This window comes from Pelomicrobium sp. P1, from assembly GCF_052805615.1.
This window is the reverse complement of the sequence record NZ_JBRBEM010000006.1, coordinates 55,693-78,294: the sequence shown is the minus strand read 5'-3', so window position 1 is coordinate 78,294 and position 22,602 is coordinate 55,693. Positions and strand designations below refer to the sequence as shown.

The window sequence follows — 22,602 nt, the reverse complement described above, 5'->3', positions numbered from 1 at the left end:
GCTGCGCCGGGGGGAATACCGCTCTCACGGCAGCATCCGGTTGAACACCCCGTCCCGGCGCAGGAGGTGCTGGGTCGCCGCGGCCACGTGCAGCACGATCAGGACGATGAACGCGTAGGACGTGGTCACGTGGAGGGTGGTGAACACCTGGTTCACCAGCTCGTGCTCCCAGCCCAGCTTGGGGAACGGCAGCCCGAAGAACTTCATCGGGTACTTGGTGAAGGAGGAAGAGAGATAGCCGGAGAGGGGCATCAGCACCATGCACAGGTAGAGCAGGCGGTGATTGATGGCCGCCGCGCGGGCCTTCCACGCCGGCAGGAACGCCGGCAGGGCCGGGGCCGGGTGGGTCAGGCGCCAGGCGATGCGCACCGCGATGAGCATGGCGATGGTCAAGCCCATGGATTTGTGGAGCGCGAAGAACCAGGAGCGCTCCGGCGAGCCCTTGGGCAGGTCCACCATGTACCACCCGAGGGCGAACTGGCCGAAGATCAGGGCGGCGATCCCCCAGTGCAGCAGGATCGCGATCCAGTGATAGCGCTCGCCGCCGCGCTCGAGGACTCCGGGGGATGCCCGCGGCGCGCCCGCCGCTATCTGATTACCACGCCCCATGGCCGCTCTCCCACCGGGATCTCCCGCAAAACCTTGTCAGTACCCGTGTCGATCACCGACACCGAGTTGGAGCGCCCGTTGGCCACGTAGAGCTTGCTTCCGTCGGGCGTAATGGCCATGTTCCAGGGGCGCTTGCCCACCGGCACCGTGGCGACGATGCGGTTTTCGGCGGTGTCGATCACCGATAAGGTGGCGTCCCTGCCATTGGACACGTACACCTTCTTCCCGTCCGGGCGCACGGCGACGCCATTGGAGTAGTTGCCCGCCTTGATCACGGCCAGCACCTTGTGGCTCGCCACGTCGATGGCGTAAACCTCGTTCGCCAGCTCGCAGGCCACGTAGGCCCGGCCGCCGTTGGGGAGAAAGCCGATGCCCCGCGGCCGGCGCCCCACCGGGATGGCGGTCACCTGCTCGCGTTTCGCCACGTCGATCACGTCCACCTGCTCGGCTTCCTCGGCGCTCACGTACAACCACTTCCCGTCCGGGCTGAACACCGCGTGCTCCGGGTTTTTGCCCTGGACCTTGACGCTGAAGCGCTTCTGGTTGGTGGCGGTATCGACGAAGGCGACGCTGTTCGACAACTCCACCGCCGCCACCACCCACTGGCCGTCGGGCGAGACACTCACCCCCTCCGGCGACTCGCCCAGGGCGACCTGGCCCACGGCGGCGCGCTTCTCCAGGTCCACGATGACCAGCGCGTTGTTGGGCTGATCGCTCACGTAAAGGTATTTGCCGTCCTTGCTGATCGCCAGGCCCCGCGGCTTCTTCCCGGCCCGGATCTCGGCGATCACCTTGTCCTCTACCGTGTCGATCACCGAAATGGTGCCGCTCTCTTCGTTCGGCACGTAGGCGAGCGGCACGGCCCAGCTCCAGAGCGGTAGGAGAAACAGCAGCAAAGGGAACCGGCCGATAGGGAAACGACGCTTCATCCTTTCTCCTTTCTTTACGTAGATTATTTCCAGCCCGCGGTCCGCCCGGGTGGAATGGAGCGAAGGGCTCCTGGCAAAGGCTTTTCTTCTGCCTTAGGACGCCGTCTTTCGAACGAGTTCCGACGCGATCGGGCGGCCGGGTCCCCCTGCCGCCCGATCGAATGTTACGGCATGCACGTTCCCTGCGCGCGGGCTATGGACGTCATGCCCGCCCGCGGAGAGCGGGAAACGCTTCAGCGATTGGCGATGTACATCGTGACTTCGAAGCCGAAGCGCATGTCGCTGAACTGGGGTTTGGTCCAAGCCATCGTGGAAACCTCCTTCAATGTTGGAATGGAAACAACCCGGACGGCGTCCGGGAGGAACGCCCCGGGACTTGCCCCCAAGGCTTCCCGGACTTAATCTTCGGCGCAGCCTCGGGCCTGCGGCAGTCGGGAAATCGTGACCCGGGGCTCATGATTTTCATGATCTTTCACCGCTTTATTTACCGGGGTCAGGCGTTGCACTAGGCTAGCTTGGATTATTTCACGATTGCCCAGGGCGGCCTCTTTTGGAGGACGCCTTCGTGAGACTGGCCGGGCTGACCCCCAACCCGATGACACTGCACAGCGTGGCCTCGTTCCAGGGGCGACTTCGTGAAATGGCCGGGCGAGACGCAGCCGAACAACGCCCCGAGGACGTCTTGCTGCCCGAGGATCTCTCCGGTCCGTCCGATTCGAACTCGAACCGGCGACTCCTCTTGGCGCTGATGCTGTCGCTGGCGGCCCATGGCCTGACCGTTTACCTGGTGCCCGCCCCCTCCCCGACCCCGCCCAAGCCGGTGGAGGTGCTGGAAGTTCAACTGGTCTCCGTCGCGCCGGTGCAGATCGAGGAGGCGTCGCCCCCGCCGCCCCGACCGCTGGCGGCCGAGAAACCCAAACCGGACTCCGTTCCTCAGGCCCGGCCGGTGGAGCGGAGGAAGCCCACGCCGCAGAAGCCCGTCGCCCAGGCCAAGCCTGCGAGCCCGCTGGCGGAAGAACCCGTGCAGGCCTCTCCCGTGGAACCCCCCGCCCCGCCGGCCGAGTCGCCGGGTCCCGTGGCGGCCCTGCCCCCCGCGGCCGAGCCAGCGGCCCCGGCACCGGTCTTGAGCCCCGCTCCCCTGCCGCCGGCGGAATCCCAGGCCGCCTTGCTGCGGGACAGGGAAACCCTTCAGGGGTACGAGCGCAGCCTGAGCGCCGCGGCGGCGGAGCACAGGCAGTACCCGCGCATCGCCCGGGTCCGGGGCTGGCAGGGAACCGCCCAGATCCTGGTGCGCATCGGCCCCAACGGCCAAGTCCAGGAAGTGAAGGTGGCGGAATCCAGCGGCCACGAGGTGCTGGACCGCCAGGCCCTGGACATGGTGCGCAAGGCCCTCTCCCGCCAGCCCCCGCCTTCGAGCCTGCGTGGGTGGTACGAGGTCACCGTCCCCATCCACTTCCGCCTGGAGGAACGGGGATGACGGGGCTTTACCCCTATGCCGAACCCCACGCCCGAGGCTGGCTCCCCCGGGGCCTCCATCGCCTCTATTACGAGGAAAGCGGCAACCCCAGGGGCCGCCTGGTCATCGTGCTGCACGGCGGCCCGGGAAGCGGCTCGAACCCCACGAGCCGGGGCTTCTTCGATCCCGCCTTCTACCGGGTGGTGCTCTTCGACCAGCGGGGCTGCGGCCAGAGCACCCCTCTTGGCGCTGTCCAGGAGAACTCGCTCCCTTTTCTCCTGGAGGACATGGAAGCGTTGCGGGCCCACCTGGGCGTGGAACGCTGGCTGGTGTGCGGCGGCTCCTGGGGGGCGACCCTCGCCCTAGCCTATGCCCGGGCTCATCCTTCCGCCTGCGCGGGGCTCTTGCTGCGGGGCGTCTTCCTGGGCACCGAAGAAGAAGTCCACTGGTACCTCCAGGGGCTCGCCCGTTTCCTGCCCGACGCATGGGAGGCCTTCTCCCGCGCCGTGCCCGGGGAAGAAAGCCTCCTGGAGCGCTACCATCGGGCCCTGCACGGAACGAACCGGAACCTGGCCCTCGCGGCAGCGCGGGCTTGGGAGGCTTACGAGCAGCGAGCCATGGGCCTCGTGGACCCGGTCTCCAGCGAGCCCCCTCCTCCTGAGAAACTCCTCGCCAAGGCCAGGATCCAGACCCACTACCTGGTCCATGGTTGTTTTCTGGACCCGGGCGGGCTGCTCCGCGGGGTCCCGAACATCCGTCACATCCCCTGCACCCTGGTGCAGGGCCGGCTGGACCTGATCTGTCCGCCCGTCGCGGCCTTCCGGCTCAAGGCAGCGTGGCCCGAGGCCCGGCTCATCCTGGTGGAAGGCGGAGGGCACTCCGCCGGCTCTCCCGCCATAGGCCAGGCCATGCTCGCGGCAGGGGAAGCGTTCAAGGCGCGGCTTGAGTCTGCCTCATGCGCTTGAGAACCCGCATCAACCTGCTGTGCACGACCCTCATGGTGCTGTTCCTGGTGGCGAGCGGCGCCATGATGCTGGACAACATGCGCAAGTCCATCGGCGAGGAGGTTCGGGCCGCCACCCGGGTCACCGTGCAACTGCTCACCACCGTCATCTACACCAGCCGGTTCGTGCCCCACTCCGAGTCCCAGCTCCAGGTGATGCTCAACTTCCTCAACTCCCTGGGCCGGGTGCGTTCCAACGAGATCCGCTGCTACAACAGCCTGGGCGACCTGGTCTATGTCTCGCCTCCTTCCACCTACAAGGCGGGACGCTACGCGCCCCAGTGGTTCAGCCGCCTGGTGAGCCCGAAGGAGTCCCTGGTTTTCCTGCGTTTCCAGGGGGGCTTCCTGGAGGTGATCCCGGATCCTTCCCGCGCCACCCTGGACGCCTGGGACGACCTGAAAAGCCTGGCCTGGATCGCCGCCGCCTTCTTCGTGCTGGTGAACGTGCTGGTGTTCTGGCTGGTGGAGCGGGCGTTGAAGCCCGTGAAGACCATCCTGGAGGGCCTTTCGCGGATGGAACAGGGCCGTCTGGACGCGCGGCTCCCCGATTTCGCCCTGCCCGAGATGTCCGCCATCAGCCACACCTTCAACCGCATGGCCCAGGCTCTGGAGAGCAGCATGGCGGAGAACCAGCGCCTGGCGCTTGCCGTGCAGCAGTCAGGGGACGCCACCATGATCCTGGACCCCCAGGGAAAGATCACCTTCTGGAATCCCGCCGCCGAGCGGCTCTTCGGCTACGCCGCCGGGGAGATCCTGGGGCGGCCCGCCCGCGTCCTCATGCCCGGCGAGGGCGAGGCAGCCGAGGCGCTGGCCGCGCTGCTGCGGGGCGGGCGCATCGACAACGCGGAGACCCGGTGGCTCACCCGGGACGCTCGGGTGCTGGATTTGACCCTCTCCGCCGCGCCCCTCACGGACCCCGCTAACGGCCAGGTGCTCGGCGAGATCGTGAGCCTGCGGGACATCACCGAGAAAAAGCGGGCCGAGGCGATCGCCCGGGAGCTGGAACAAAATCGCCGGCTCACCCAGCTCATCCAGCGCCACGTGGAAGAGGAGCGCCGCAGCCTCGCCCGGGAATTGCACGACGAGCTGGGCCAGTGCGCCACCGCGATCAAGACCATCGGCATGACCATCGCCCAGCGCACCGCCCAGAGCGACCTCCAGGCCCACGAGCAGGCGAAGACCATCGTCTCCATCGCCGGGCACCTCTACGACCTGGTGCATCGCATGATCCGCAACCTCAGGCCTTCGGCTCTGGACCACCTGGGGCTGCCCGAGGCGCTCCAGGATTCGATGGAGACCTGGCGAGCCGCCCACCCCGAGGTGTATTTCTCCCTCAAGCTCGAAGGCAAGCTGGAGGACCTGGGGGAGGAGGTCAACATCACGGTCTACCGCATCGTCCAGGAGTGCCTGACCAACGTGGTCAAGCACGCGGGCGCTTCCCGCGCCGAGGTGCAGGTGGTGCGCGGGATCGACCCGGAAAGCGGGGAGGAAGCGGTGCAGGTCACGGTCCAGGACGACGGCCGGGGCATGGGCAATGGCGGCGCCTCCGTCCGGGTCGGCTACGGGCTCCTGGGCATGCGGGAGCGGGTGCAGGCCCTCAAAGGCCGCTTCTCGGTGGAGGGCCATCCCGGCGCAGGCGTGCGGGTGCGGGCGGTGATTCCACTGCCCGTCCAGGCGGCGGTGGCGGCGGGTTAAACTGTTTTTTATGATCGCTTCCCCGCTCAAGGTCATGCTGGTGGACGACCACGCGGTGGTCCGCATGGGTTTCCGCCTGCTGCTGGAGAGCACGCCCGACATCCGGGTGGTGGCGGAAGCCGACACCGGCGAGCAGGCGCTCAAGCGCTATCCGGAGGCCCGGCCGGACGTGGTGGTGATGGACCTTTCCATGCCGGGCATGGGGGGGATGGAGGCGGTGAGGCGCCTGCTCGCCAAGGACAAGGACGCCCGCATCCTGGTGCTCTCGGCCCACGACGACACCCTGCACCCGAAGCGGGTCCTGGAAGCGGGGGCCCTGGGCTATCTCTCCAAGCGCAGCGCGCCCGAGGAGCTGATCCAGGCGGTGCGGCAGGTGGCCGCCGGCAAGGTCTATCTGGAGCCGGCCCTGGCCCAGCAACTGGCGATCCAGCAGGTGACCGGAACCCGCAACCCGGTGGAAGTCTTGAGCCCGCGGGAATTCGAGCTGTTCCTGCTCCTCGCCCAGGGCAAGACCGTGGCCGAGATCGCCGAAATGCTGTACCTGAGCCCCCGCACGGTGGGCACCCACCTGTACAACATCAAGCAGAAGCTGAACGCCTCCAACGCCGCGGAACTCACCCTGATCGCCCTGCGGGCGGGGTTGCTGGAGCCTTAGCTCATGAAAATCCTTAGGCCCGATCCAGGCTTTTCCCAATACAAGATCTGGAGTCTCGATCTTATATTGGAAGCTGAAATTTCTGGCGCAGGACAAGGAGGATTCGCCATGTGGACCAAGCCCCAATTCACCGAAATGCGGTTCGGCTTCGAAGTCACCCTGTACATCGCCAACCGCTGATTTTCTCCGCTCTCTCGTCTTTCGGGGGCTGCCGCGAGGCAGCCCCTTTTCGTTCCCGGTTCAGTCGTCCCCTCCCCCCGCCCCGCCTCCCAGGGCGTAACGCAGCCCGACCCAGGCCGCCCGGGGGGCGCCGGGGGAGCGGAACTGCTCGGGGGCGGCGCTCCCCGGATCGAAGGTGTTGCCGGGGCCGCGGAAAAAGTTCTCCCCCAGCACGCCGAAGTTCTCGTAGCGCTCGTTCAGCAGATTGTTCAGCTTGAAAAAGAGCTCCCAGCGGCGGAACAGGCGATAACGAGCATCCAGGTTGAGGACCGCGTAGCCCGGCACCGGGCCGTGGACGTCCTGGTTGTTCTCGTCCCCCCGGGCGAACTGGCTGCTCGCCGCCTGGAGGCTCGCGCCCAGGGACAACGCTTCGCTCACCGAATACTCGGCCCGCAGCTTGAGGACGTGGCGGGGAATGCCCGGGATGCGGTCGCCGGGCCGCACCTGGATGTCGTTCGGCCCCTGGATGGGCTGGGCCGAGGAATTGTTGGGGCTGTTCAGCAGGAAGGGGGTGCGGAAAGTGGCGTCGATGAAGCTGTAGCTCCCCAGAAGCCGCAACCGGCCCCAATCCGCCTGCAGGGTAAGCTCCAGCCCCTGGCGGCGGGTGGTCCCCACGTTCTGGAAGAACCCGGCGTTGATGGCCCCGCCGCTGCTCACGAACTGGATGTCGTCCTGGAGGTGGGTCCGGTAGAGGCTCAAGCTGTAGCCCAGGCGGCCGGCGACGCGGCCCCGCAGGCCTGTCTCCCAGGTCCGGGAAACCACCTCCTTCAAGGGCGGATCGGCCAGGAAAGCGTTGGGCAGCCGGCACGGGGCCAGAGGGTCGGCGCAGGTGAGCTCCACCGGGGTGGGAGCCCGCATGCCTTCGTTGTAGGCGAGGAACAGGGTGTGGCTCGGGACCAGGTTGTAGGCCACCCCCGCCGCCGGATTGAAGCGGGAAAAGGTGTGGTCCCCGTTCAAGGCGGGCTCCAGTCCCGTCTTGTCCCGGATCCTGAGCCGGGCCCGGTTGTAGCGCCCCGAGACGGTGAGGTGCAGGCGTTCGGTCAGGGACAAGGTATCGGTGAAGTAGAGCCCCGCGTAGCGGTTCACCGCGTTCACGTCGGTTTCCAGCTCGAAATCCCCGGTGGCCACCGTGCCCCGGTCGGGGGTGAACGCCGCCTCCTGCTCGAACTGGCTGAAGTCGGTCTCCCCCCGGTCCAGGCTCGCGCCGAGGGTGAACTGGTTCGCCCGCTCGAGGAGACGGCCGAGCAGGGTCCACTGCACCGAGCCGCCATAGCCCCGTTGATCGGTGACGCTCAGGTCGTTGAACGCCGGGTTGGGGCTGGTCACGGGGTCGAACTCATCGTTGACGTTGCTGCTGAAGTTGTCGCTGTAGAGCCTGCGGTAATAGACGTTGGCGGCGAGGATCTTGTCTTCGCCGAACACCCGGCTGCCCTTGAGACTAAAAAAATTGAGCCGGTTGCGGGTGCGGTCGGGCCAGGTGTAGGCCTGCTCCGGCCGGCCCAGCATCGACAAGGGCAGCGCCTGAACCCCCTCCAGGGTGTTGTCGGCGTGGGTGAAGCTCGCGTCCAGGTCCATGACGTCGTCCTCGAAGCCGAGCTTGCCGAAGAGCTGCCGCACCTTCGAGGGGGAGTGCTCCCGCCAGCCGTCCTCATCGAAGAGATTGCCGGTGACGAACCAATCCACCCGGTCCCGGAAGCCTCCGTATTCGAACTCCACTGCTCGCCGGTCCCAGGAGCCCGCCAGGGCCTGGGCGGCGAAGCCCGGGTACTGGAAGCCGGACTTGGTGTGCACCGCCAGGGCGCCACCCAGGGTGTTCAGGCCGAACAGGGGGTTGGAGCCGGGAATCAGGTTGATGCTGGAGATGGCCGAGCGGGGAATCAGATCCCAGTTCACCGTGTCGCCGAAGGCCTCGTTCACCCTCACCCCGTCCACGAACACCGAGAGGCCCTGGGGCGTGCCCAGAAGCGGCGAGGCGGAAAAGCCCCGGAAGCTCAAGTCCGGCTGGAAGGGGTTCGCCTGGGCGGCGTTCACCGTGACGCCGGCCAGGTTCCTCTCCATGAAGTCGGAAAGGTCCAGGGCCTGCTGCCGCCGGATTTGCTCCCCAGTGGCGGCCTGGACCGCCGCCGGCACCTGTTCCAGGGGAGCCCCCACGCTGGGCAGGGGTGTCGTACCCACCACTTCCACCGTGGGCGCTTCCAGGGTGGCAGCCGGATTCTCGGCCCAGGCGGCTGCGGCGAACCAGGGCAGCAAGGCGGCGATCCGCCATGCCTTCGGCGGACGAGGGATAAACGCGGACACCCGATTTCTCCTCCCCGAGGATTTCTTGGAACGTTTTTCCTGCCGGAGGCAGGAATCATGCCACGCCCCTTCCCCATGGGGAAACCCGAAGCGCCCTGCCGCGGGGTTTCCCTGGACCGATCCAGTGTCCCAATCCTGAAACAGGGTGTAGCGGGAGCCCCAAAAAAAGCGGGCGCTCGTGGTGGCGAGCGCCCCAGGGGAGGATAGGCCTACGACAAACCGGTGAGCGCTGCGGCCTAGGGTTCCTTAGTGCCTGGGCGGGACGTCGAACTGGTACTTCACCCCTACCCAGCCAGCCCGGGGGGCGCCCGGCGCGACGAAGCGCTCCACGGGCCCCAGTTGATCCAAGGGTTGGCCGGTGGCCGGATCGAAGGCGTTGCGGTTGAACGCCCCCAAGGTCTCGTAACGGGCGTCGAACAGGTTGTCCACCTTGGCGAAGAACACCCAGTGGCGGGAGAGGCGGTAGTCCAGGTTCAGGTTCACCACCGTGTAGCCCGAAAGCTCGCCGCGCTGGTTGTTCTCGTCCCCCCGCAGGAACTGGCTGGAGGCGTAGAGAGCCTGGGCGCCCACGGTGAAGCGCTCGCTCACCCGGTAGACGCCGCCCAGCTTCAGGGTGTGGCGGGGAATGCCGGGCAGCCGGTTTCCTTCCGACACGTCGATGGTGGCCGGCTGGGCCGGGTCCAGGGGATTCGCCACCGGGTTGAACAGGCTGGCCGCAGACCGGAACGTGGCGTCCACGAAGCCGTAGTTGGCGAACCACTCGAAGGGTCCTGCCTGGCCGGCGAGCCCCAGCTCGATACCCTGCCGGCGGGTCTTGTCCACGTTGGTGAAGAAGCCCAGGCCCACGCCAGTGGAGACGAACAGGATGTCGTCCTTGAGCTCGGTACGGTAGGCCGTCGCGCTCCACTTGAGGCTCCCCCCGAAGCGGCCCCGGGCCCCCACCTCCCAAGTCTTCGCCACCACCGGCTCCAAGGGCGGGTCGGCGACGAAGCCCACCGGCAGGGCGCAGGGATCGTTCTCGTCGGCACAGGTGAGCTCCACGGGCGTGGGCACCCGGAAGCCCTCGTGGTAGCTCCCGTACAGGGTGAGTCCCTGCCGGGGGTTGAAGGTGAGCCCCAGCGCCGGGTTGAAGCGGTTGAACGTGTGGCGGCCTTCCAGTTCCGGCGCGAGCCCCGTGTCGTCCCGTAGCCGCACTGTTGCCCGGTTGTAGCGGCCCGAGAGGGTCAAGGCCAGCTTCCCGGTGAGGGACAAGGTGTCGGTGAAGTAGAGGCCATAGGCGGTGTTGCGGCCGGTCACCGCGGTATCCAGCTCGAAGGGGCCGGTGGCCACGGTGCCCCGGTCCGGGGTAAAGTCCGCCTCCTGCTCGAGCTGGCGGAAGCGGGTGCGGCCCCGGTCCACGCTGGCGCCCAGGGTGAGCTGGTTGGCACGCCCGGCAAGCTCCCCCAGGAGGCTCAACTGCACCGTGGCGCCCAGGACGCGGCTCGCGGTGCGGGTAGCGCGGTTTTCCGCTTCATAACCGTCGTCCGTGGGGTCCAAGGGAGTGCCCCCGTCGTCGAATTCCGCGTCTCCGTTGAACGTGCCGAGGTCCAGCTTGCGGTAGTAGGCGTTGCCGGAGAGGAGCGTCTTGTCGCCGAACCAGCGGCTGCCCTTGAGATTGAAAAAATGCAGTTCCGGCCGGGTCTCGTCGGGATGGGTGAAGATGGCCTCCCGGCGCTGGGCCAGGAAGCTTTCCGGGACGAGGCCATTTCCCACCAGCTCGTTTTTCGCGAAGGTGTAGGAAAAATCCAGGTCGCTCGTGGCGTCCTCCCAGCCCGCTTTGGCGAAGAACTGTTTGACCTCGGAAGGGGAGAAATCCCGCCAGCCATCCTCCTCGAAGAGGTTGGCCGTGACGAACCAGTCCACCCGGTCCCGATGCCCCCCGTGGGCGACGTCGAAGGCCTTGCGCCCGAAGGAGCCGGCGTAGGCCTGGCCCGTGGTACCCGGGTAGTCGAAGCCCGACTTGGTGCGGATGGCGAGCGCCCCGCCCAGGGTGTTCAGGCCGAACACCGGGTTGGAGCCCGGGATTAAGTTGATGGTGGAAATGGCCGACAGGGGGATCAGGTCCCAGTTCACCGTGTCGCCGAAGGCCTCGTTCACCCGCACCCCGTCCACGAACACCGAAAGCCCGATGGGGTTGCCGAGCAAGGGGGAGGCGGTGAAGCCCCGGTAGGTCACGTCGGGCTGGAAGGGATTGTTCTGGGCCTGGTTGACGTGGACGCTGCCCAAGTTGCGCACCATGAACTCGGAAAGGTCCAGGGGGTTCTGGGTCTGGATCTCCCGGTCGGTCGCCGCCTGGACGTTGGCGGGAACCTGCTCCAGGGGCACGCCCAGGTCGGGCAAGGGCGTGGTGCCGATCACTTCCACCGTGGGCGCCTCCAGCCGGGTCGCCCGCTCCTCGGCGTGGACGACGCCCGCCACCCCCAGCGCCCCGATCGTTCCCGCGAGCCAGCCCGCGAGCGCGTTCTTCTTTGTCATGCTCCCCCCTGGTGACCGAAATCGCCGGCTTCGTCGAGCCTGCGGCCTGGAGCTTAGCAACCCGGGGAACTGGCCCGCGTGCGGATATTGCTTAAAACCCACCGGGAAATTTTCCCGACGGGGGCAGAGGAGCGCCGGTGCGGCTCAACCGGAGATCAAGTGATGCTTGAGGGCGAGCCGCACCAGCTCCACGGGGCTCGTGACCCCCAGCTTCTGCTTGATCTGGGTGGTGTAGTTGGCGACGGTTTTGGCGGAGAGGTGCAGGTCCCGGGCGATGGCTTCGGGCCCATGCCCTTCCACCACCCGCTGGAAGATCTCGAACTCCCGGGCGCTCAGGCACGCCAGGGGGTCATTCGCCCCCGTCGCGGCGTACAAGGCGATCCGCTGGGCCACGTCGGGACCGAGGTACCGGCGCCCCTGGGCCACGGCGTGCACGGCGCTCACGATCACCTCGGGCGCCGCCGCCTTGGTGAGGTAGCCCAAGGCGCCGCTTTTCAACGCCTGCAGGGCGAAGGCTTCGCTCTCGTGGATGCTGAAGACCAGGACCCGGGCAGCGGCGTCGCGGGACACGATGCGCCGGATCGTCTCCAGGCCGCCCATGCCGGGCATGGAGAGGTCCATCACCACCACGTCCGGCTGGATTTCCCCGTAGAGCCGGTAGGCCTCTTCGCCGCTTGCCGCCTCGGCCAGCACCCGGATCTCCGGTCGCTGTTCCAGCAGCCGGCGGAAGCCGGCCCGGACCACCGCGTGGTCGTCGGCCAGCAGCACCCTCACGGGCACGGCGTCCATCTCAAGCCCTCCCGCCCGCGGGCAACTCAGCCGCCACTCGCACGCCTCCCTCCGGGAGGCTCTCCACCGTGAACCGCCCTCCCAGGGATTCGACCCGCTCCCGCATGCCCAGGAGCCCGTGGCCAGCTTGGAAGGCGTCCGGGGCGAGGCCCCGGCCGTCGTCCTGCACCTCCACGCTCACCCGATCCTCCGGCCCGCTGCCTCCGGTCCGCGCGAGCCGCACCTCCACCCGGCGGGCGTCCGCGTGCTTCGCCACGTTGGTCAGCCCCTCCTGCACCAGGCGGTAGAGGCACACCTTCGCCCCTTCGTCCAAGTCCTCCACGTCCCCCGAGAACTCCAGGGTGCAGGCGACGGTGGAATGGCGCCGGCGCCAGCCGGCCACCAGTTCCCGCAGCGCCTCTTCGAGCCCCAGCTCGTCCAGGGCTCCCGGGCGCAGCCGGGCCAACATGCCGCGCACGATGCCCATCATGGCCCGGCACGCCTCCACGATCGCCTGGGCGCTGGCCCGGGCGGACGCCGGCACCTGCTCCGCCTGGCTCAGGATCGCCGCCGCCTCAGCGTGAATGGCGCTCAAGTACTGGCCCAGCTCGTCGTGCAGTTCCCGGGCAAGGCGCTTGCGCTCGTCCTCCTGCACTTCCAGCAGCCGGCGGCTCAACTGGCGATTGCGGGTCATGGACTGCTCCAGCGCCTCGGCCATGCGGTTGAAAGCCCGGGCGATGCGGGCGAGCTCCGGCAGGGGGAACTGGGGCAGCCGGGTCTCGAGACGACCTTGCTCCAGCCCGGTCAGCGCCTCCAGGATGCGGTCCACGGGGCGCAAGGCCCGCCCCACGATGCCATAGACGGCCAGGTTCACCCCCAGAAAGATGAGAGCCGCGAGCTGGGCGAGCCCCGCGCTTTCTTCCCATACCTCCTGGATTTCGGAAGACGGATCGGGGCGGATCACCAGCTCGCCCATCGCCTGCTCGCCCGCCCGCCAGGGGCAGCGCACCGCTTCCCACGCGGGCGCCATGCGGGTTAAGGCGGCGGCGAACCACTCGGGCGCTCCACCCCGGTCGGGGTCCGGGCGGTCCCGGCTCGTGTATACTGGGCGTCCGGCGGCGTCGTAGAGTTCCATCCGAAAGTGGCGCACCCGCGCCAGGGCTTCCGGATCCAGGGCGGGTCCGGCGCCGATCCCGCCGGCGCACAGGATGTGCTGGGAAAGGTCCATGGTGGACTGGATTTCCGCCCGCACGTCCTCCCGGGCCCGTTGCATGGCGAAAAAGGCGCTGGCGAGGAGGACCGCCCCCAGGAGGGCGCTCAGGAGCAGGTTCAGGCGCAGCTTCAGGCTCATGGCTCGTGGCCGGGGAACTGGGTGGTGAGCGGCCCAGTATGCCAGAAAGCTTCCCCGGGACGCGGGACGGCTCCTGCGCGCAAAACATCCCTTATCTCGTGTTTAAAGGGAGAACTTTTGCCCGCCTATGGATAAACGGGGTGCGGGATGCTATGTTTGTAATACCCGCGTGGCTACCCATAGGAATGGTAGAGCAGGTTCTGGTTTTAACTCGCCTTTTCGCCAGATCTCGCGACCGATAAAACAAACCGCTATGGATTCCAGGAACAAAGCTTCCCTGGAACCCAGACAGCGCGGAGGAGGATATGGCCGACCTCAGTCTGATCGAAAAACACGTTCGATCGGTGTGCTCCACCGTCTCCCTCGGTCTTGGCGAGCACGCCCTGCAAAACCGGGTCACCCAGTCGTGGATCCGCTGCCTGAAAGACTACCGGCTCGACCCCGCCAGCCCCAATCCCCCCCTGGTGGTGAATGCTTCCGAGCTCAAGGAGCGCATCGAGCGCCTGTCGGACATCGTGCCCCACGCCAAGCTGGAAATGGCCAACCTGTACCAGCAACTGGCCGGCTCCCAGCTCGCGGTGGTGCTGACCGACGCCGACGGGGTAATCCTGAGCCTGGTGGGCGATCCCATCTTCACCAAGGCGGGCGCCCGCATGGGGCTCATCGAGGGCGCGGTGTGGAGCGAGCGGGAGCAGGGGACCAACGGCATGGGCACCTGTCTCGTGGAAAAGAGCCCCATCGTCATCCACCGCACGGAGCATTTCTTCGCCCGCAACATCAGCCTCACCTGTTCCGCCGGCCCCATCTTCGACGGGCAGGGGAACCTGCGGGCGGTGCTGGACGTCTCCAGCCAGTCGGCCCTGCCCCAGCAGTACGCGGTGGCGCTGGTGAACATGTCGGCCCAGATGATCGAGAACCAGGCCTTCATGAGCGCCTATAAGAACGATTACATCGTGCGCTTCCACAGCCGGCCGGAGTTCGTCTACACCCTGAACGAGGGGGCTCTCGCCTTCTCCTCCGAAGGGAGGCTGCTTGCCGCCAACCGCAGCGCCCTGTTCCAGCTCGGCGTGCGCAGCGTGCCCGAGATCTTCGGCGTCGACATCGGCGAGCTCTTCACCACGGCGCTGCCCGAGCTGGTGGCCCGCAGCGCCAAAAGCTCCTTCCATCCCGTGCCGGTGTACGGCGCCCGCCACGGCTCCCGTTTCTTCGCCGTGGCCCAGCAACCCGAGAGCCTGGCCCGCCGCGGAAGCGAAGTGTTCGTGAGCCGCGTCTCCCCGGCCAAGAGCGGCCCCGAAGCGCAGCCGCGCCAGCTCATCGACATGCTGGAATTCGGCGATCCCAAGATGGCCCACAACGTCTATTGCGCCAAGCGGGTGCTGAACCGGGACATCCCCATCCTGCTCTACGGGGAGACAGGCACGGGCAAGGAGATATTCGCCAAGGCCATCCATTACGCCAGCAACCGGGCGGAGCGGCCTTACGTGGCGGTGAACTGCGCCTCCATCCCCGACACCCTGATCGAAAGCGAGCTCTTCGGCTACAAGCCGGGCGCCTTCACCGGAGCGACCCGGGAGGGGCGCCGGGGCAAGATCCTACAGGCGAACGGCGGCACCCTGTTCCTGGACGAGATCGGCGACATGCCCCTGCCCCTCCAGGCTCGGCTGCTGCGGGTGCTGGAGGAGCGGGAAGTGCTTCCCTTGGGGGGCGAGGTCCCGGTGAAGGTGGACATCCAGCTCATCTCCGCCACCCACCGCAACCTGAGCGAGATGGTGGCAGCGGGGGAATTCCGGGAGGACCTCTACTACCGGCTCCAGGGCATCGCCCTGACCTTGCCGCCCCTGCGCAGCCGCACCGACAAGCGCCAGCTCATCCAGCACATGCTGGCGGAGGCGGCCGGGGGGAACGATCGGGCCAGCCTCGATCCGGAGGCGTTGCAGGTGCTGGAGGAATACGACTGGCCGGGCAACATCCGCCAGTTGCGCAACGTGCTGCGCACCGCCATCGCCCTGTGCGAGGGCGACACCATCACTGTGCGGGACCTGCCCGTGGAAGTCCTGGGCGGCCGGAGGCTCGCCCCCCCGGAGCCCCCTCCGGCGCGGGACCCCAAGCTCAACGCCCTGGAAGCCGCGGAGCGGGACGCCCTGATCCAGGAGCTGGAGCGCCACCGCTGGAACATCACCAACCTGGCCCGGCATCTCAACACAAGCCGCAACACCATCTACCGCAAGATGAAGCGGCTCAACATCCGCAACCTGAACGGCGACAAGAATTAGAACGCCGGGCTTGGCGCCCGCGCCCCCGCCCAGGGGGCGCGGGCATGGGTTATGCTAGCTTTTTGGTTTCCACCGCGCTGGTGGATCGGATGCTGACCGTCCCTTCCGGCTTTTCTTCCGTGTCGTCGATCGCCGCCCTCCTCGCCGCGGCCGAGCGCGCCTCCAGGCGGGCGCCCCTCCCGGCCGGGATCCGCCCATGAAACGGGATCCCCTGCCCAGGTTCGCCTGGGCGCTCACCGGCTCGGGGCACTTCCTGCGGGAGTCCCTGGAGATCGCCTCCGGGCTGCCCTACACCGACCTCTACCTCTCGGCGGCGGCGGAGGAGGTGCTGCATATGTATAACGTCGACTTGGAAGACCTGCGCCGGCGCTTTCGCCTCTTCCGCGACAACACGGCCAGCGCCGCGCCGGTGGGGCTGTTCTACCACGGCTTCTACCACACGGTGGTGATCGCGCCGGCCACCTCCAACACCGTAGCCAAGCTGGTCTGCGGCATCGCCGACACCCTGGTCACCAACATCTACGCCCAGGCCGGCAAGCAGCGCATTCCGAGCATCGTCTTCGCCTGCGACGCCGAGCCCGAGGTCTACACCGAAGCGCCCAAGGAGTGGGTCACCCTCTATCCGCGCCGCATCGACCTGGAGAACACGGAGCGGCTCAAGCGCTTCGAGCACACCACGGTGGCCACCACGATCGAAGAGCTGCGCCGGGCGGTGGAAGCGAGACTCCAATGCCTGAACATATTCTCTTCCTGACCGGCAAGCTGGCGGAAAAAAGCCTGCACAAGGTGCTCGAGGGCATGCAGCCCGCGCCCTTCATCTTTGAGGTGGTGCAGATCGGGATCAACGTAGCCGGTCTCATGACCGCGGACCTGATCCGGCGCCGGCTGCCGAAGCCGGTGAAGGCGGACTGGATCATGGTGCCCGGCCGCTGCCGCGGCGACCTGGAGGCGCTCTCCCGCCATTACGGCGTGCCGGTCAAGCGGGGCCCTGACGAGTTGAAGGACATTCCCCGCTATTTCGGGGCCAAGGGCCTGCAGCCGGACCTGGACCGCTATGACATCCTGGTGTTCGCCGAGATCGTGGACGCACCGCTCCTTCCGATCTCCGCCCTCCTCGCCCGGGCCGACCGCTACCGCCGGGACGGCGCGGACGTGATCGACCTGGGCTGCCTGCCCGAGACGCCTTTCCCCCATCTGGCCGAGGCGGTGAAGGCGCTCAAGTCGGAAGGCTTCCGGGTGAGCGTGGACTCCATGGAACCCCAGGAGCTCCTGCGCGGGGGGGAGGCGGGGGCCGATTATCTCCTGAGCCTCAAGGAAGAGACCCTGTGGGTGGCGGACCAGGTGGCTTCGGTGCCGGTCCTCATTCCCTCCCGCCCGGGGGACCTCACCTCCCTGGAGCGGGCGATTGCCCAGATGCAGGCCCGGGATCGGCCATTCTATGCCGATCCCATCCTGGACCCCATCCATTTCGGATTCACCGACTCCCTGATGCGCTACCGGGAGCTGCGGCGCCGCCATCCGGACGTGCCCATTCTGATGGGAGTGGGCAACTTGACCGAGCTGACCGACGCCGACACCACCGGCATCAACGCCGTGCTGCTGGGCGTCGCCTCGGAGCTGCGGGTAGCCGCCATTCTCACCACCCAGGTGAGTCCCCACTGCCGGCGGGCGGTCAAGGAAGCGGATGTCGCCCGGCGCCTGATGTACGCGGCGCGGGAAAGCGCGAGCCTGCCCAGGGACTTCACCGAAGCGCTCCTCACCGTCCATGCCCGGCGGCCGTTTCCGGACACGATGGAGGAAATCGCCGAGATCGCCCGGGCGGTCAAGGACCCGAGCTTTCGCGTGCAGGTGAGCGAATCAGGCATCCACGTGTACAATCGCGACGGCTTCCATACCGCCACCGACCCCTACGCCTTTTTTCCCCGGCTCGGGGTGGAAAGGGACGGGGCCCACGCCTTCTACCTGGGAGTGGAGCTGGCCCGGGCCCAGATCGCCTGGCAACTGGGCAAGCGCTACGCCCAGGACGAGGAGCTGGACTGGGGCTGCGCGGTGGAGCGGGCCCCCGAGGACAAAAGCGCCTACCATGCGCCCGGTGCCACCCTGGAAAAACCCAAGAAGGCGGGAAGCGGCCCATGATCTTCGAGACCATCGTCACGACCCGCTCGCCCTCGGGCACGACCCACATCGCTCCCATGGGCATCCGTGAGGAGCAGGACAACCTGGTGCTCGCGCCTTTCAAACCTTCCACCACCCTGGAGAACGTGCTGGCCAGCGGCTGCGCCGTGGTCAACTACAGCGATGACGTGCGCATTTTCGCTGGTTGCCTGACCGGGCGGCGGGATTGGCCTCTCACGCCCGCCGACCGGGTTCCCGGCGTGCGCCTTGCCGCGGCCCTGGCCCACGCGGAGCTGGAGCTCGTGCGGGCGGAAGACGACCCGCTGCGACCGCGCCTCTACTGCCGCCGGGTCCACCTGCAAAATCATCGCCCGTTTCGCGGCTTCAACCGGGCCCAAGCCGCCGTGCTGGAAGCGGCCATCTTGGTGTCGCGCCTGCACCTGCTGCCCCGGGACAAGATCGAGGCCGAGGTGAAATATCTCGCCATCGCGGTGGAGAAGACCGCAGGCCCCGCCGAGCGGGAGGCGTGGGGCTGGCTGATGGAGGCCATTGCCGCCCACGACGCCCGGCGGGAAGCGGAGCGCCCGGCATGACCGCGCTGCTGGCAAGCGTGCGCTCCCGGGAAGAAGCCGCCCTCGCCCTGGCGGGTGGGGCCGACGTGATCGACCTCAAGGAGCCGCGCCGCGGCGCCCTGGGGGCTCTTGCGCCGGAGACCGTGGCGGAGCTCGCCCGCTTCGTGGCGGGCCGGCGCCCGGTGAGCGCCACCCTGGGGGACCTTCCCATGGTCCCGGCCCTCCTGCGGGCCGCTGCCGAGCGCGCATCTGCGAGCGGCGTGGATTACATCAAGGTGGGCCTCTTCTCCTCGTCCCAGTCCCTGGCATGCGCACGGGCCCTGGAGCCCCTCGCCCGCCGAGGCTGCCGCCTGGTGGCGGTCCTGTTCGCCGACCAGGCCCCCGACTGGGCGTGGCTCCCCGAGATCGCCGCTGCCGGATTTTCGGGAGCGATGCTCGATACAGCGGACAAAACCCGGGGAGGCTTGAGGACCCACCTGGACGAGGAAGCGCTCGCCCGCTTCGTGGGCGCGGCCCGCGCCCAAGGGTTGACGGTGGGCTTGGCCGGCTCTTTGACGGAGGAGGACATCGGCCCCTTGAAGGCCCTCGCCCCCGACTTCCTGGGCTTTCGCGGCGCCCTGTGCGGGAAGGGGGAGCGCACCGGGGAAATCGATCCCGCCCGAGTCGCCGCCGTGAGAGCCCGCCTGGCTGCGGCCGTGTAGGCGATTCTGGCGGCCCTTGGGGCTTCGGCCACAGCGTGTACGAGAAGGGCTAAGAATCCCGGTCGACCAATATCCCCGTCGGCCGGCACACGCTGCCGAGGAGGAGCTGACCCAAGGTATCATGCTGCTGCTTGGCCAGCACCAGCGTCTGAAAGCACCCCGAGCGCACGAAGGCCGGAAATGAGGGGTCCACTAGGCCGCTGCGGCTCATTTCCTCCGCCGCGATCTCCGCCTGGGCGGGCGCAAAGGGTTTGACCAACACCAACCGCTCGGCGCTCACGTAATGGGCAAGCCAGGCAGCCAGGCTGTCGGAGGTCACGTCCCAACTGGCAGGAATCTCTTCGGCGGCGAGGGCCATGCGGGCGGGCAACCAAACGGCCACCCGGCCCGACCGCAGCGCCCCCACCAGTTCCTCTCGGCTCGCCGCCGGCACCAGATCGGGGCAGATGCCCGCTAGCATGAGGCCGTATTGCTCCATGCCCAGCAGGGCCATGCGGTGGGCGATCCCGTCGTCGAAGCGCCACGCCTCCTGGGCCTCCCGCACCCGGTCGGCAAAGGGACCGCCCCCGGGCACAATGATGACCTGCCCGCCCCCGTAGCGAGCCAGCGTCTCCAGCCAGTCTCTGAGCACCGCCTCTCCGGCGAGGCTGCCGCCCAGCTTAACTACCCACATGGATCGCTTCCTCTGCTTCTTCGGCCGCCAAGCAAGCCACCGCCACGGCCGGGGCACACCCGGCAACCCACTCCGGATCGGCGCGGATTCGATGGAACAAGCCAGCGAAGTCTCGGTAAGGCCGCTCGAGCCGCGCCGCCAGCCGGGCCGCGACGAAGCGGCCCACCCCTGCGCCCACCACAGGGGCCGTGGCCTCGACGCCAGCTGCCGCCAGGACCCGGCGGGCGGCAGCTTCAATCTGGGCCAGCTGGTATCCCGCGAGCCGGCGGGCGAGCCGGCGCCAGGCGGCGGGCGCCGCCGAGGCGGCGTCGCGCCCGATCATGCGGGCGAGCCGGCGGGCGCTGCCTTCCTCGGTCTTCTCTCCCCCGTCGGCCGCAGGCCACTGGTCCGCGTGCTCGGGCAGCGCGCCCGCCAGCCGGTGCACGTCGGCCATGGTGGCGAAGTGTTCCGCCACGAGGGGCACCCGGCGTCCCTCGAAAGGCACGCGCCTCCCGAGGGCCATTACCGGCGTGCGCGCCACCCCCGTGTAGACGAGCTCGCCCGAAGCCAGGCGCTCGAAATCGTCTTCGCCCGCGGCGCGCACCTCGCCCCCGGCCACAGGCACTAGGTCGGTGGTGGTGCTGCCCACGTCCACGAAGAGCGCCGCCTCGAGCCGCCCCGCGACGAACCGGGCGGAGGCGAGCCAGTTGGCGGAGGCAACGCGCCGGGGCATGCCCTTGGCATGGGCGGCGTCCACGAAACCGACACCGGCGAAGTAGCGCGTGCGCCGTCCGCTCAGCCGTCGCTCCATGAAGTCCGCGAGCCGCGCCACCCCCTCCGCCCGGTCCCGGAACAGGTCCGCCATCTCCCCGGTCATGGTGAGGGCATGGCACGGGGCGGCGCCCAGACGCTCGAGGGCCCGGTCCACCGCTGCCGCCAGGTAATCCAGGCCCCGCCACAGGGGGCAGGGCAGTTGCACCGCGTCCAGCACGGCCAGCTCGCCCGCGGTCCGAGCGACGGCGGCGGCCTTGAGGTGGGCCCCGCCCAGGTCCCAGCCGATGACCGCCGCTTCAGGCATCGACGGGCTCCAGGGAAACGCGAACCGGCCCCTTTCCCGTTAGTCGGTCTATCCTGCCTGACTTTTCTTCGCTGGCCTCGGAGACAAGACCCAGGGCCAGGGCCGCCGGGTTCATCCCCAGCACAGAGCGCAGGCCGCAATAGGACGTGGTGAGCCGGGGATTGATCTCCAGGACCACCGGTCCCGCGGGCGTCTGGACGTAATCGATCCCCACGAAACCGGCCAGTCCCGGGATCGCCGCCACCGCCGCCTGGGCGAGGGCGGCCAAGCGGCCGTCCGCGTCCGCCCAGGCACCCACGGTGACCCCCGTTAGGGCGAGAGCTTCGCCCCGCACCGCGATGTGCTGGCGGTTGCAGGAAAGGAGCCGCACTCGGCCCTCGGGGAAAACCAGCAAGGAGAGGCTGGCGGCCTCGCCCTCGATCCAGGGTTGCGCCACCGGGCCCGTCCCCGCCTCGAGGAGCGCCGCGCGGACCGCGTCCACGTCCGGCACCCGGCGCGCGCCTTCGCAGCCGGCGCCGTCGTCGGGCTTGACCACCCAGGGACCGGGAAGGGCCGGCAGGGGCTCCCCGGGGGCGAAGGTGGGAACGACGGGAAGGCCGGCGCGGGCGAGGGCCCGGGCGGTGGCCCGTTTGCTCGCCGCCACCCGCACCGCCTCCGGGGCGCACCCGAAGAGTCCCTTCCCCCGCGCCAGCGCTTCCCGGCCGAGGGCTTCCAGCACGCCCCCCGTCTCGGGGGCGATGATCCAGGCGAGATCGGCCAGGGCGAGCCCGCGCCGGTAAAGGGAACGGGGGCTTTCGCCGGGCGCGGGCTCCAGCACCGCCGCGGCGCCCGGCGGGAAGGGCAGCCGGGGATCCCGGCTCACCACCGTTTCCACGCCCGGCAGTTCCGTGAGATCATCCAGCGCCGCGCGCAGCATCCTGTCCCCTTCGCGCGCGAGGGAAGCAGGCAGCGGCTGCCCCATGAATCCGCCGCCCGTCACGTGCTCGTACAGGAAGATTCGCACCCCTATCCCCCGGTGGAGATCGTTCCGGTCATCGACCTCATGGACGGCCTCGTGGTCCATGCCCGGCGCGGGCAGAGGGAGCGCTACGCGCCGCTCCGTTCCCGGCTATGCGCCGGAAGCCGCCCCCAGGACGTGGCCCGGGCGTTGGCTGCCCTGCACCCGTTCCGCGCCCTTTACGCCGCGGACCTGGACGCCATCCTGGAACGGGGGAGCCACCTGGCCTTGCTCGAGGCCCTGGGCCGGGAGCTCGCGCCGGTGGAGCTGTGGGTGGACGCGGGCGTTCGCGACCTCGCCCGGTGGCGCCGCCTGGCCGCCGGCGGGCTCACCCCGGTGGTGGGCAGCGAAACCCTCCCCGACCTCCGTCTGCTGGAAGCCCTCGCAGGCGAGGCCCACGCCTTCGTCCTCTCCCTCGACTTCCGGCGGGAGCGCTTACTGGGCCCGGCCGAGCTGCTCGAGCGTCCGGAACTCTGGCCCTCCCGGGTGATCGCCCTGAACCTGGACCGGGTAGGCGCCCGACGAGGCCCGGATCTCGCCCTCGCGGGAGCGCTTGCCGCCCGCGCCCCCGGGGCGCGGATCTACTGCGCCGGGGGCGTACGCGGCAAGCGGGACCTGGAAGCGCTCACCGCCCGGGGCTTCGGGGCGCTCATCGCCTCCGCCCTACACGACGGCAGCCTCACCCGCGAAGACCTCGAGACCCTGTGAGCCGCGTCC

21 protein-coding genes are annotated in these 22,602 nt (G+C 68.6%); 11 read left to right on the top strand and 10 right to left on the bottom strand.

Annotated features, from left to right (window positions below):
• Positions 1 to 24: 24 nt before the first annotated feature.
• From ACUVYZ_RS07680 to pqqA (ACUVYZ_RS07670), 3 genes are all read right to left on the bottom strand, one after another.
• Positions 25 to 609, bottom strand: a complete 585-nt coding sequence (locus tag ACUVYZ_RS07680; RefSeq protein ID WP_439933863.1) for a cytochrome b — start codon at positions 607 to 609, stop codon at positions 25 to 27.
• Positions 588 to 1,538: a beta-propeller fold lactonase family protein gene (locus ACUVYZ_RS07675; protein ID WP_439933862.1), complete on the bottom strand. Its 951-nt coding sequence runs from the start codon at positions 1,536 to 1,538 to the stop codon at positions 588 to 590. Before ACUVYZ_RS07675 ends, ACUVYZ_RS07680 begins: the two co-directional genes overlap by 22 nt.
• A 233-nt stretch (positions 1,539 to 1,771) precedes the next feature.
• Entirely contained in the window at positions 1,772 to 1,846 is a 75-nt protein-coding gene (gene pqqA, locus ACUVYZ_RS07670) for a pyrroloquinoline quinone precursor peptide PqqA (protein ID WP_333842941.1), read from the bottom strand.
• 257 nt (positions 1,847 to 2,103) lie between these two features.
• Between pqqA (ACUVYZ_RS07670) and ACUVYZ_RS07665 the strand changes: the two genes are divergently transcribed.
• Genes ACUVYZ_RS07665 through pqqA (ACUVYZ_RS07645) form a run of 5 tightly spaced genes read left to right on the top strand, consistent with a single transcriptional unit; the run spans position 2,104 to position 6,527 of the window.
• Entirely contained in the window at positions 2,104 to 3,015 is a 912-nt protein-coding gene (locus tag ACUVYZ_RS07665; protein WP_439933861.1) for an energy transducer TonB, read from the top strand.
• Positions 3,012 to 3,959, top strand: a complete 948-nt coding sequence (pip, locus tag ACUVYZ_RS07660) for a prolyl aminopeptidase (RefSeq protein WP_439933860.1) — start codon at positions 3,012 to 3,014, stop codon at positions 3,957 to 3,959. Before ACUVYZ_RS07665 ends, pip begins: the two co-directional genes overlap by 4 nt.
• Complete coding sequence (locus ACUVYZ_RS07655; protein ID WP_439933859.1) at positions 3,950 to 5,692, top strand: PAS domain S-box protein; 1,743 nt, start codon at positions 3,950 to 3,952, stop codon at positions 5,690 to 5,692. The genes pip and ACUVYZ_RS07655 overlap by 10 nt, the downstream gene beginning before the upstream one ends.
• 10 nt (positions 5,693 to 5,702) lie before the next feature.
• Positions 5,703 to 6,347 carry a response regulator gene (locus tag ACUVYZ_RS07650; RefSeq protein ID WP_439933858.1) on the top strand — a complete coding sequence of 215 codons (645 nt, stop codon included), beginning with the start codon at positions 5,703 to 5,705 and terminating at the stop codon, positions 6,345 to 6,347.
• 3 nt (positions 6,348 to 6,350) lie between these two features.
• Complete coding sequence (gene pqqA, locus ACUVYZ_RS07645) at positions 6,351 to 6,527, top strand: pyrroloquinoline quinone precursor peptide PqqA (RefSeq protein WP_439933857.1); 177 nt, start codon at positions 6,351 to 6,353, stop codon at positions 6,525 to 6,527.
• A gap of 60 nt (positions 6,528 to 6,587) precedes the next feature.
• On the opposite strand, the gene ACUVYZ_RS07640 is transcribed toward pqqA (ACUVYZ_RS07645), so the two are convergent.
• The 4 genes from ACUVYZ_RS07640 to ACUVYZ_RS07625 form a co-directional block, all read right to left on the bottom strand.
• Positions 6,588 to 8,864, bottom strand: a complete 2,277-nt coding sequence (locus tag ACUVYZ_RS07640; protein WP_439933856.1) for a TonB-dependent receptor — start codon at positions 8,862 to 8,864, stop codon at positions 6,588 to 6,590.
• Positions 8,865 to 9,110: 246 nt separating this feature from the next.
• Complete coding sequence (locus ACUVYZ_RS07635) at positions 9,111 to 11,378, bottom strand: TonB-dependent receptor (RefSeq protein ID WP_439933855.1); 2,268 nt, start codon at positions 11,376 to 11,378, stop codon at positions 9,111 to 9,113.
• A 144-nt stretch (positions 11,379 to 11,522) separates the two neighbouring features.
• Positions 11,523 to 12,167, bottom strand: a complete 645-nt coding sequence (locus tag ACUVYZ_RS07630; protein WP_439933854.1) for a response regulator — start codon at positions 12,165 to 12,167, stop codon at positions 11,523 to 11,525.
• Between the two features lies 1 nt (position 12,168).
• Positions 12,169 to 13,497, bottom strand: a complete 1,329-nt coding sequence (locus ACUVYZ_RS07625) for a histidine kinase (protein ID WP_439933853.1) — start codon at positions 13,495 to 13,497, stop codon at positions 12,169 to 12,171.
• 305 nt (positions 13,498 to 13,802) lie between these two features.
• On the opposite strand from ACUVYZ_RS07625, the gene ACUVYZ_RS07620 reads away from it, so the two are divergent.
• The 5 genes from ACUVYZ_RS07620 to ACUVYZ_RS07600 all read left to right on the top strand — a co-directional run bounded on the left by ACUVYZ_RS07620 (position 13,803) and on the right by ACUVYZ_RS07600 (position 19,158).
• Entirely contained in the window at positions 13,803 to 15,770 is a 1,968-nt protein-coding gene (locus ACUVYZ_RS07620) for a sigma-54-dependent Fis family transcriptional regulator (protein WP_439933852.1), read from the top strand.
• 196 nt (positions 15,771 to 15,966) lie between these two features.
• Positions 15,967 to 16,524, top strand: coding sequence for a flavoprotein (locus ACUVYZ_RS07615; RefSeq protein WP_439933851.1), 558 nt, complete (start codon positions 15,967 to 15,969; stop codon positions 16,522 to 16,524).
• A complete protein-coding gene (locus ACUVYZ_RS07610) occupies positions 16,500 to 17,906 on the top strand; it encodes a DUF6513 domain-containing protein (protein WP_439933850.1) in 1,407 nt (468 codons plus the stop codon). Before ACUVYZ_RS07615 ends, ACUVYZ_RS07610 begins: the two co-directional genes overlap by 25 nt.
• A complete protein-coding gene (locus ACUVYZ_RS07605; RefSeq protein ID WP_439933849.1) occupies positions 17,903 to 18,478 on the top strand; it encodes a DUF447 domain-containing protein in 576 nt (191 codons plus the stop codon). Before ACUVYZ_RS07610 ends, ACUVYZ_RS07605 begins: the two co-directional genes overlap by 4 nt.
• Complete coding sequence (locus tag ACUVYZ_RS07600) at positions 18,475 to 19,158, top strand: (5-formylfuran-3-yl)methyl phosphate synthase (RefSeq protein WP_439933848.1); 684 nt, start codon at positions 18,475 to 18,477, stop codon at positions 19,156 to 19,158. Before ACUVYZ_RS07605 ends, ACUVYZ_RS07600 begins: the two co-directional genes overlap by 4 nt.
• Before the next feature lie 49 nt (positions 19,159 to 19,207).
• On the opposite strand, the gene ACUVYZ_RS07595 is transcribed toward ACUVYZ_RS07600, so the two are convergent.
• From ACUVYZ_RS07595 to ACUVYZ_RS07585, 3 genes are read right to left on the bottom strand one after another with little or no spacing between them, the layout of a single operon-like run.
• Entirely contained in the window at positions 19,208 to 19,831 is a 624-nt protein-coding gene (locus ACUVYZ_RS07595; RefSeq protein WP_439933847.1) for an amino acid kinase family protein, read from the bottom strand.
• Positions 19,818 to 20,888 carry a hydantoinase/oxoprolinase family protein gene (locus ACUVYZ_RS07590; protein ID WP_439933846.1) on the bottom strand — a complete coding sequence of 357 codons (1,071 nt, stop codon included), beginning with the start codon at positions 20,886 to 20,888 and terminating at the stop codon, positions 19,818 to 19,820. Before ACUVYZ_RS07590 ends, ACUVYZ_RS07595 begins: the two co-directional genes overlap by 14 nt.
• Positions 20,881 to 21,891, bottom strand: a complete 1,011-nt coding sequence (locus tag ACUVYZ_RS07585; RefSeq protein ID WP_439933845.1) for an ATP-grasp domain-containing protein — start codon at positions 21,889 to 21,891, stop codon at positions 20,881 to 20,883. The genes ACUVYZ_RS07590 and ACUVYZ_RS07585 overlap by 8 nt, the downstream gene beginning before the upstream one ends.
• Here ACUVYZ_RS07585 and ACUVYZ_RS07580 point away from each other — a divergent pair.
• Positions 21,868 to 22,593: a HisA/HisF-related TIM barrel protein gene (locus tag ACUVYZ_RS07580; RefSeq protein WP_439933844.1), complete on the top strand. Its 726-nt coding sequence runs from the start codon at positions 21,868 to 21,870 to the stop codon at positions 22,591 to 22,593. The two genes, ACUVYZ_RS07585 and ACUVYZ_RS07580, sit on opposite strands and share 24 nt — an antisense overlap.
• The last annotated feature ends 9 nt before the right edge of the window (positions 22,594 to 22,602 follow it).

Coding starts and splice junctions, on each gene's coding strand:
- pqqA (WP_439933857.1), top strand. CDS start 6,351: ATGAAAATCCTTAGGCCCGATCCAGGCTTTTCCCAATACAAGATCTGG.
- ACUVYZ_RS07620 (WP_439933852.1), top strand. CDS start 13,803: ATGGCCGACCTCAGTCTGATCGAAAAACACGTTCGATCGGTGTGCTCC.
- ACUVYZ_RS07625 (WP_439933853.1), bottom strand. CDS start 13,497: ATGAGCCTGAAGCTGCGCCTGAACCTGCTCCTGAGCGCCCTCCTGGGG.
- ACUVYZ_RS07655 (WP_439933859.1), top strand. CDS start 3,950: ATGCGCTTGAGAACCCGCATCAACCTGCTGTGCACGACCCTCATGGTG.
- ACUVYZ_RS07675 (WP_439933862.1), bottom strand. CDS start 1,538: ATGAAGCGTCGTTTCCCTATCGGCCGGTTCCCTTTGCTGCTGTTTCTC.
- ACUVYZ_RS07650 (WP_439933858.1), top strand. CDS start 5,703: ATGATCGCTTCCCCGCTCAAGGTCATGCTGGTGGACGACCACGCGGTG.
- pip (WP_439933860.1), top strand. CDS start 3,012: ATGACGGGGCTTTACCCCTATGCCGAACCCCACGCCCGAGGCTGGCTC.
- ACUVYZ_RS07605 (WP_439933849.1), top strand. CDS start 17,903: ATGATCTTCGAGACCATCGTCACGACCCGCTCGCCCTCGGGCACGACC.
- ACUVYZ_RS07595 (WP_439933847.1), bottom strand. CDS start 19,831: ATGTGGGTAGTTAAGCTGGGCGGCAGCCTCGCCGGAGAGGCGGTGCTC.
- ACUVYZ_RS07600 (WP_439933848.1), top strand. CDS start 18,475: ATGACCGCGCTGCTGGCAAGCGTGCGCTCCCGGGAAGAAGCCGCCCTC.
- ACUVYZ_RS07615 (WP_439933851.1), top strand. CDS start 15,967: ATGAAACGGGATCCCCTGCCCAGGTTCGCCTGGGCGCTCACCGGCTCG.
- ACUVYZ_RS07630 (WP_439933854.1), bottom strand. CDS start 12,167: ATGGACGCCGTGCCCGTGAGGGTGCTGCTGGCCGACGACCACGCGGTG.
- ACUVYZ_RS07610 (WP_439933850.1), top strand. CDS start 16,500: ATGCCTGAACATATTCTCTTCCTGACCGGCAAGCTGGCGGAAAAAAGC.
- ACUVYZ_RS07635 (WP_439933855.1), bottom strand. CDS start 11,378: ATGACAAAGAAGAACGCGCTCGCGGGCTGGCTCGCGGGAACGATCGGG.
- ACUVYZ_RS07590 (WP_439933846.1), bottom strand. CDS start 20,888: ATGCCTGAAGCGGCGGTCATCGGCTGGGACCTGGGCGGGGCCCACCTC.
- ACUVYZ_RS07680 (WP_439933863.1), bottom strand. CDS start 609: ATGGGGCGTGGTAATCAGATAGCGGCGGGCGCGCCGCGGGCATCCCCC.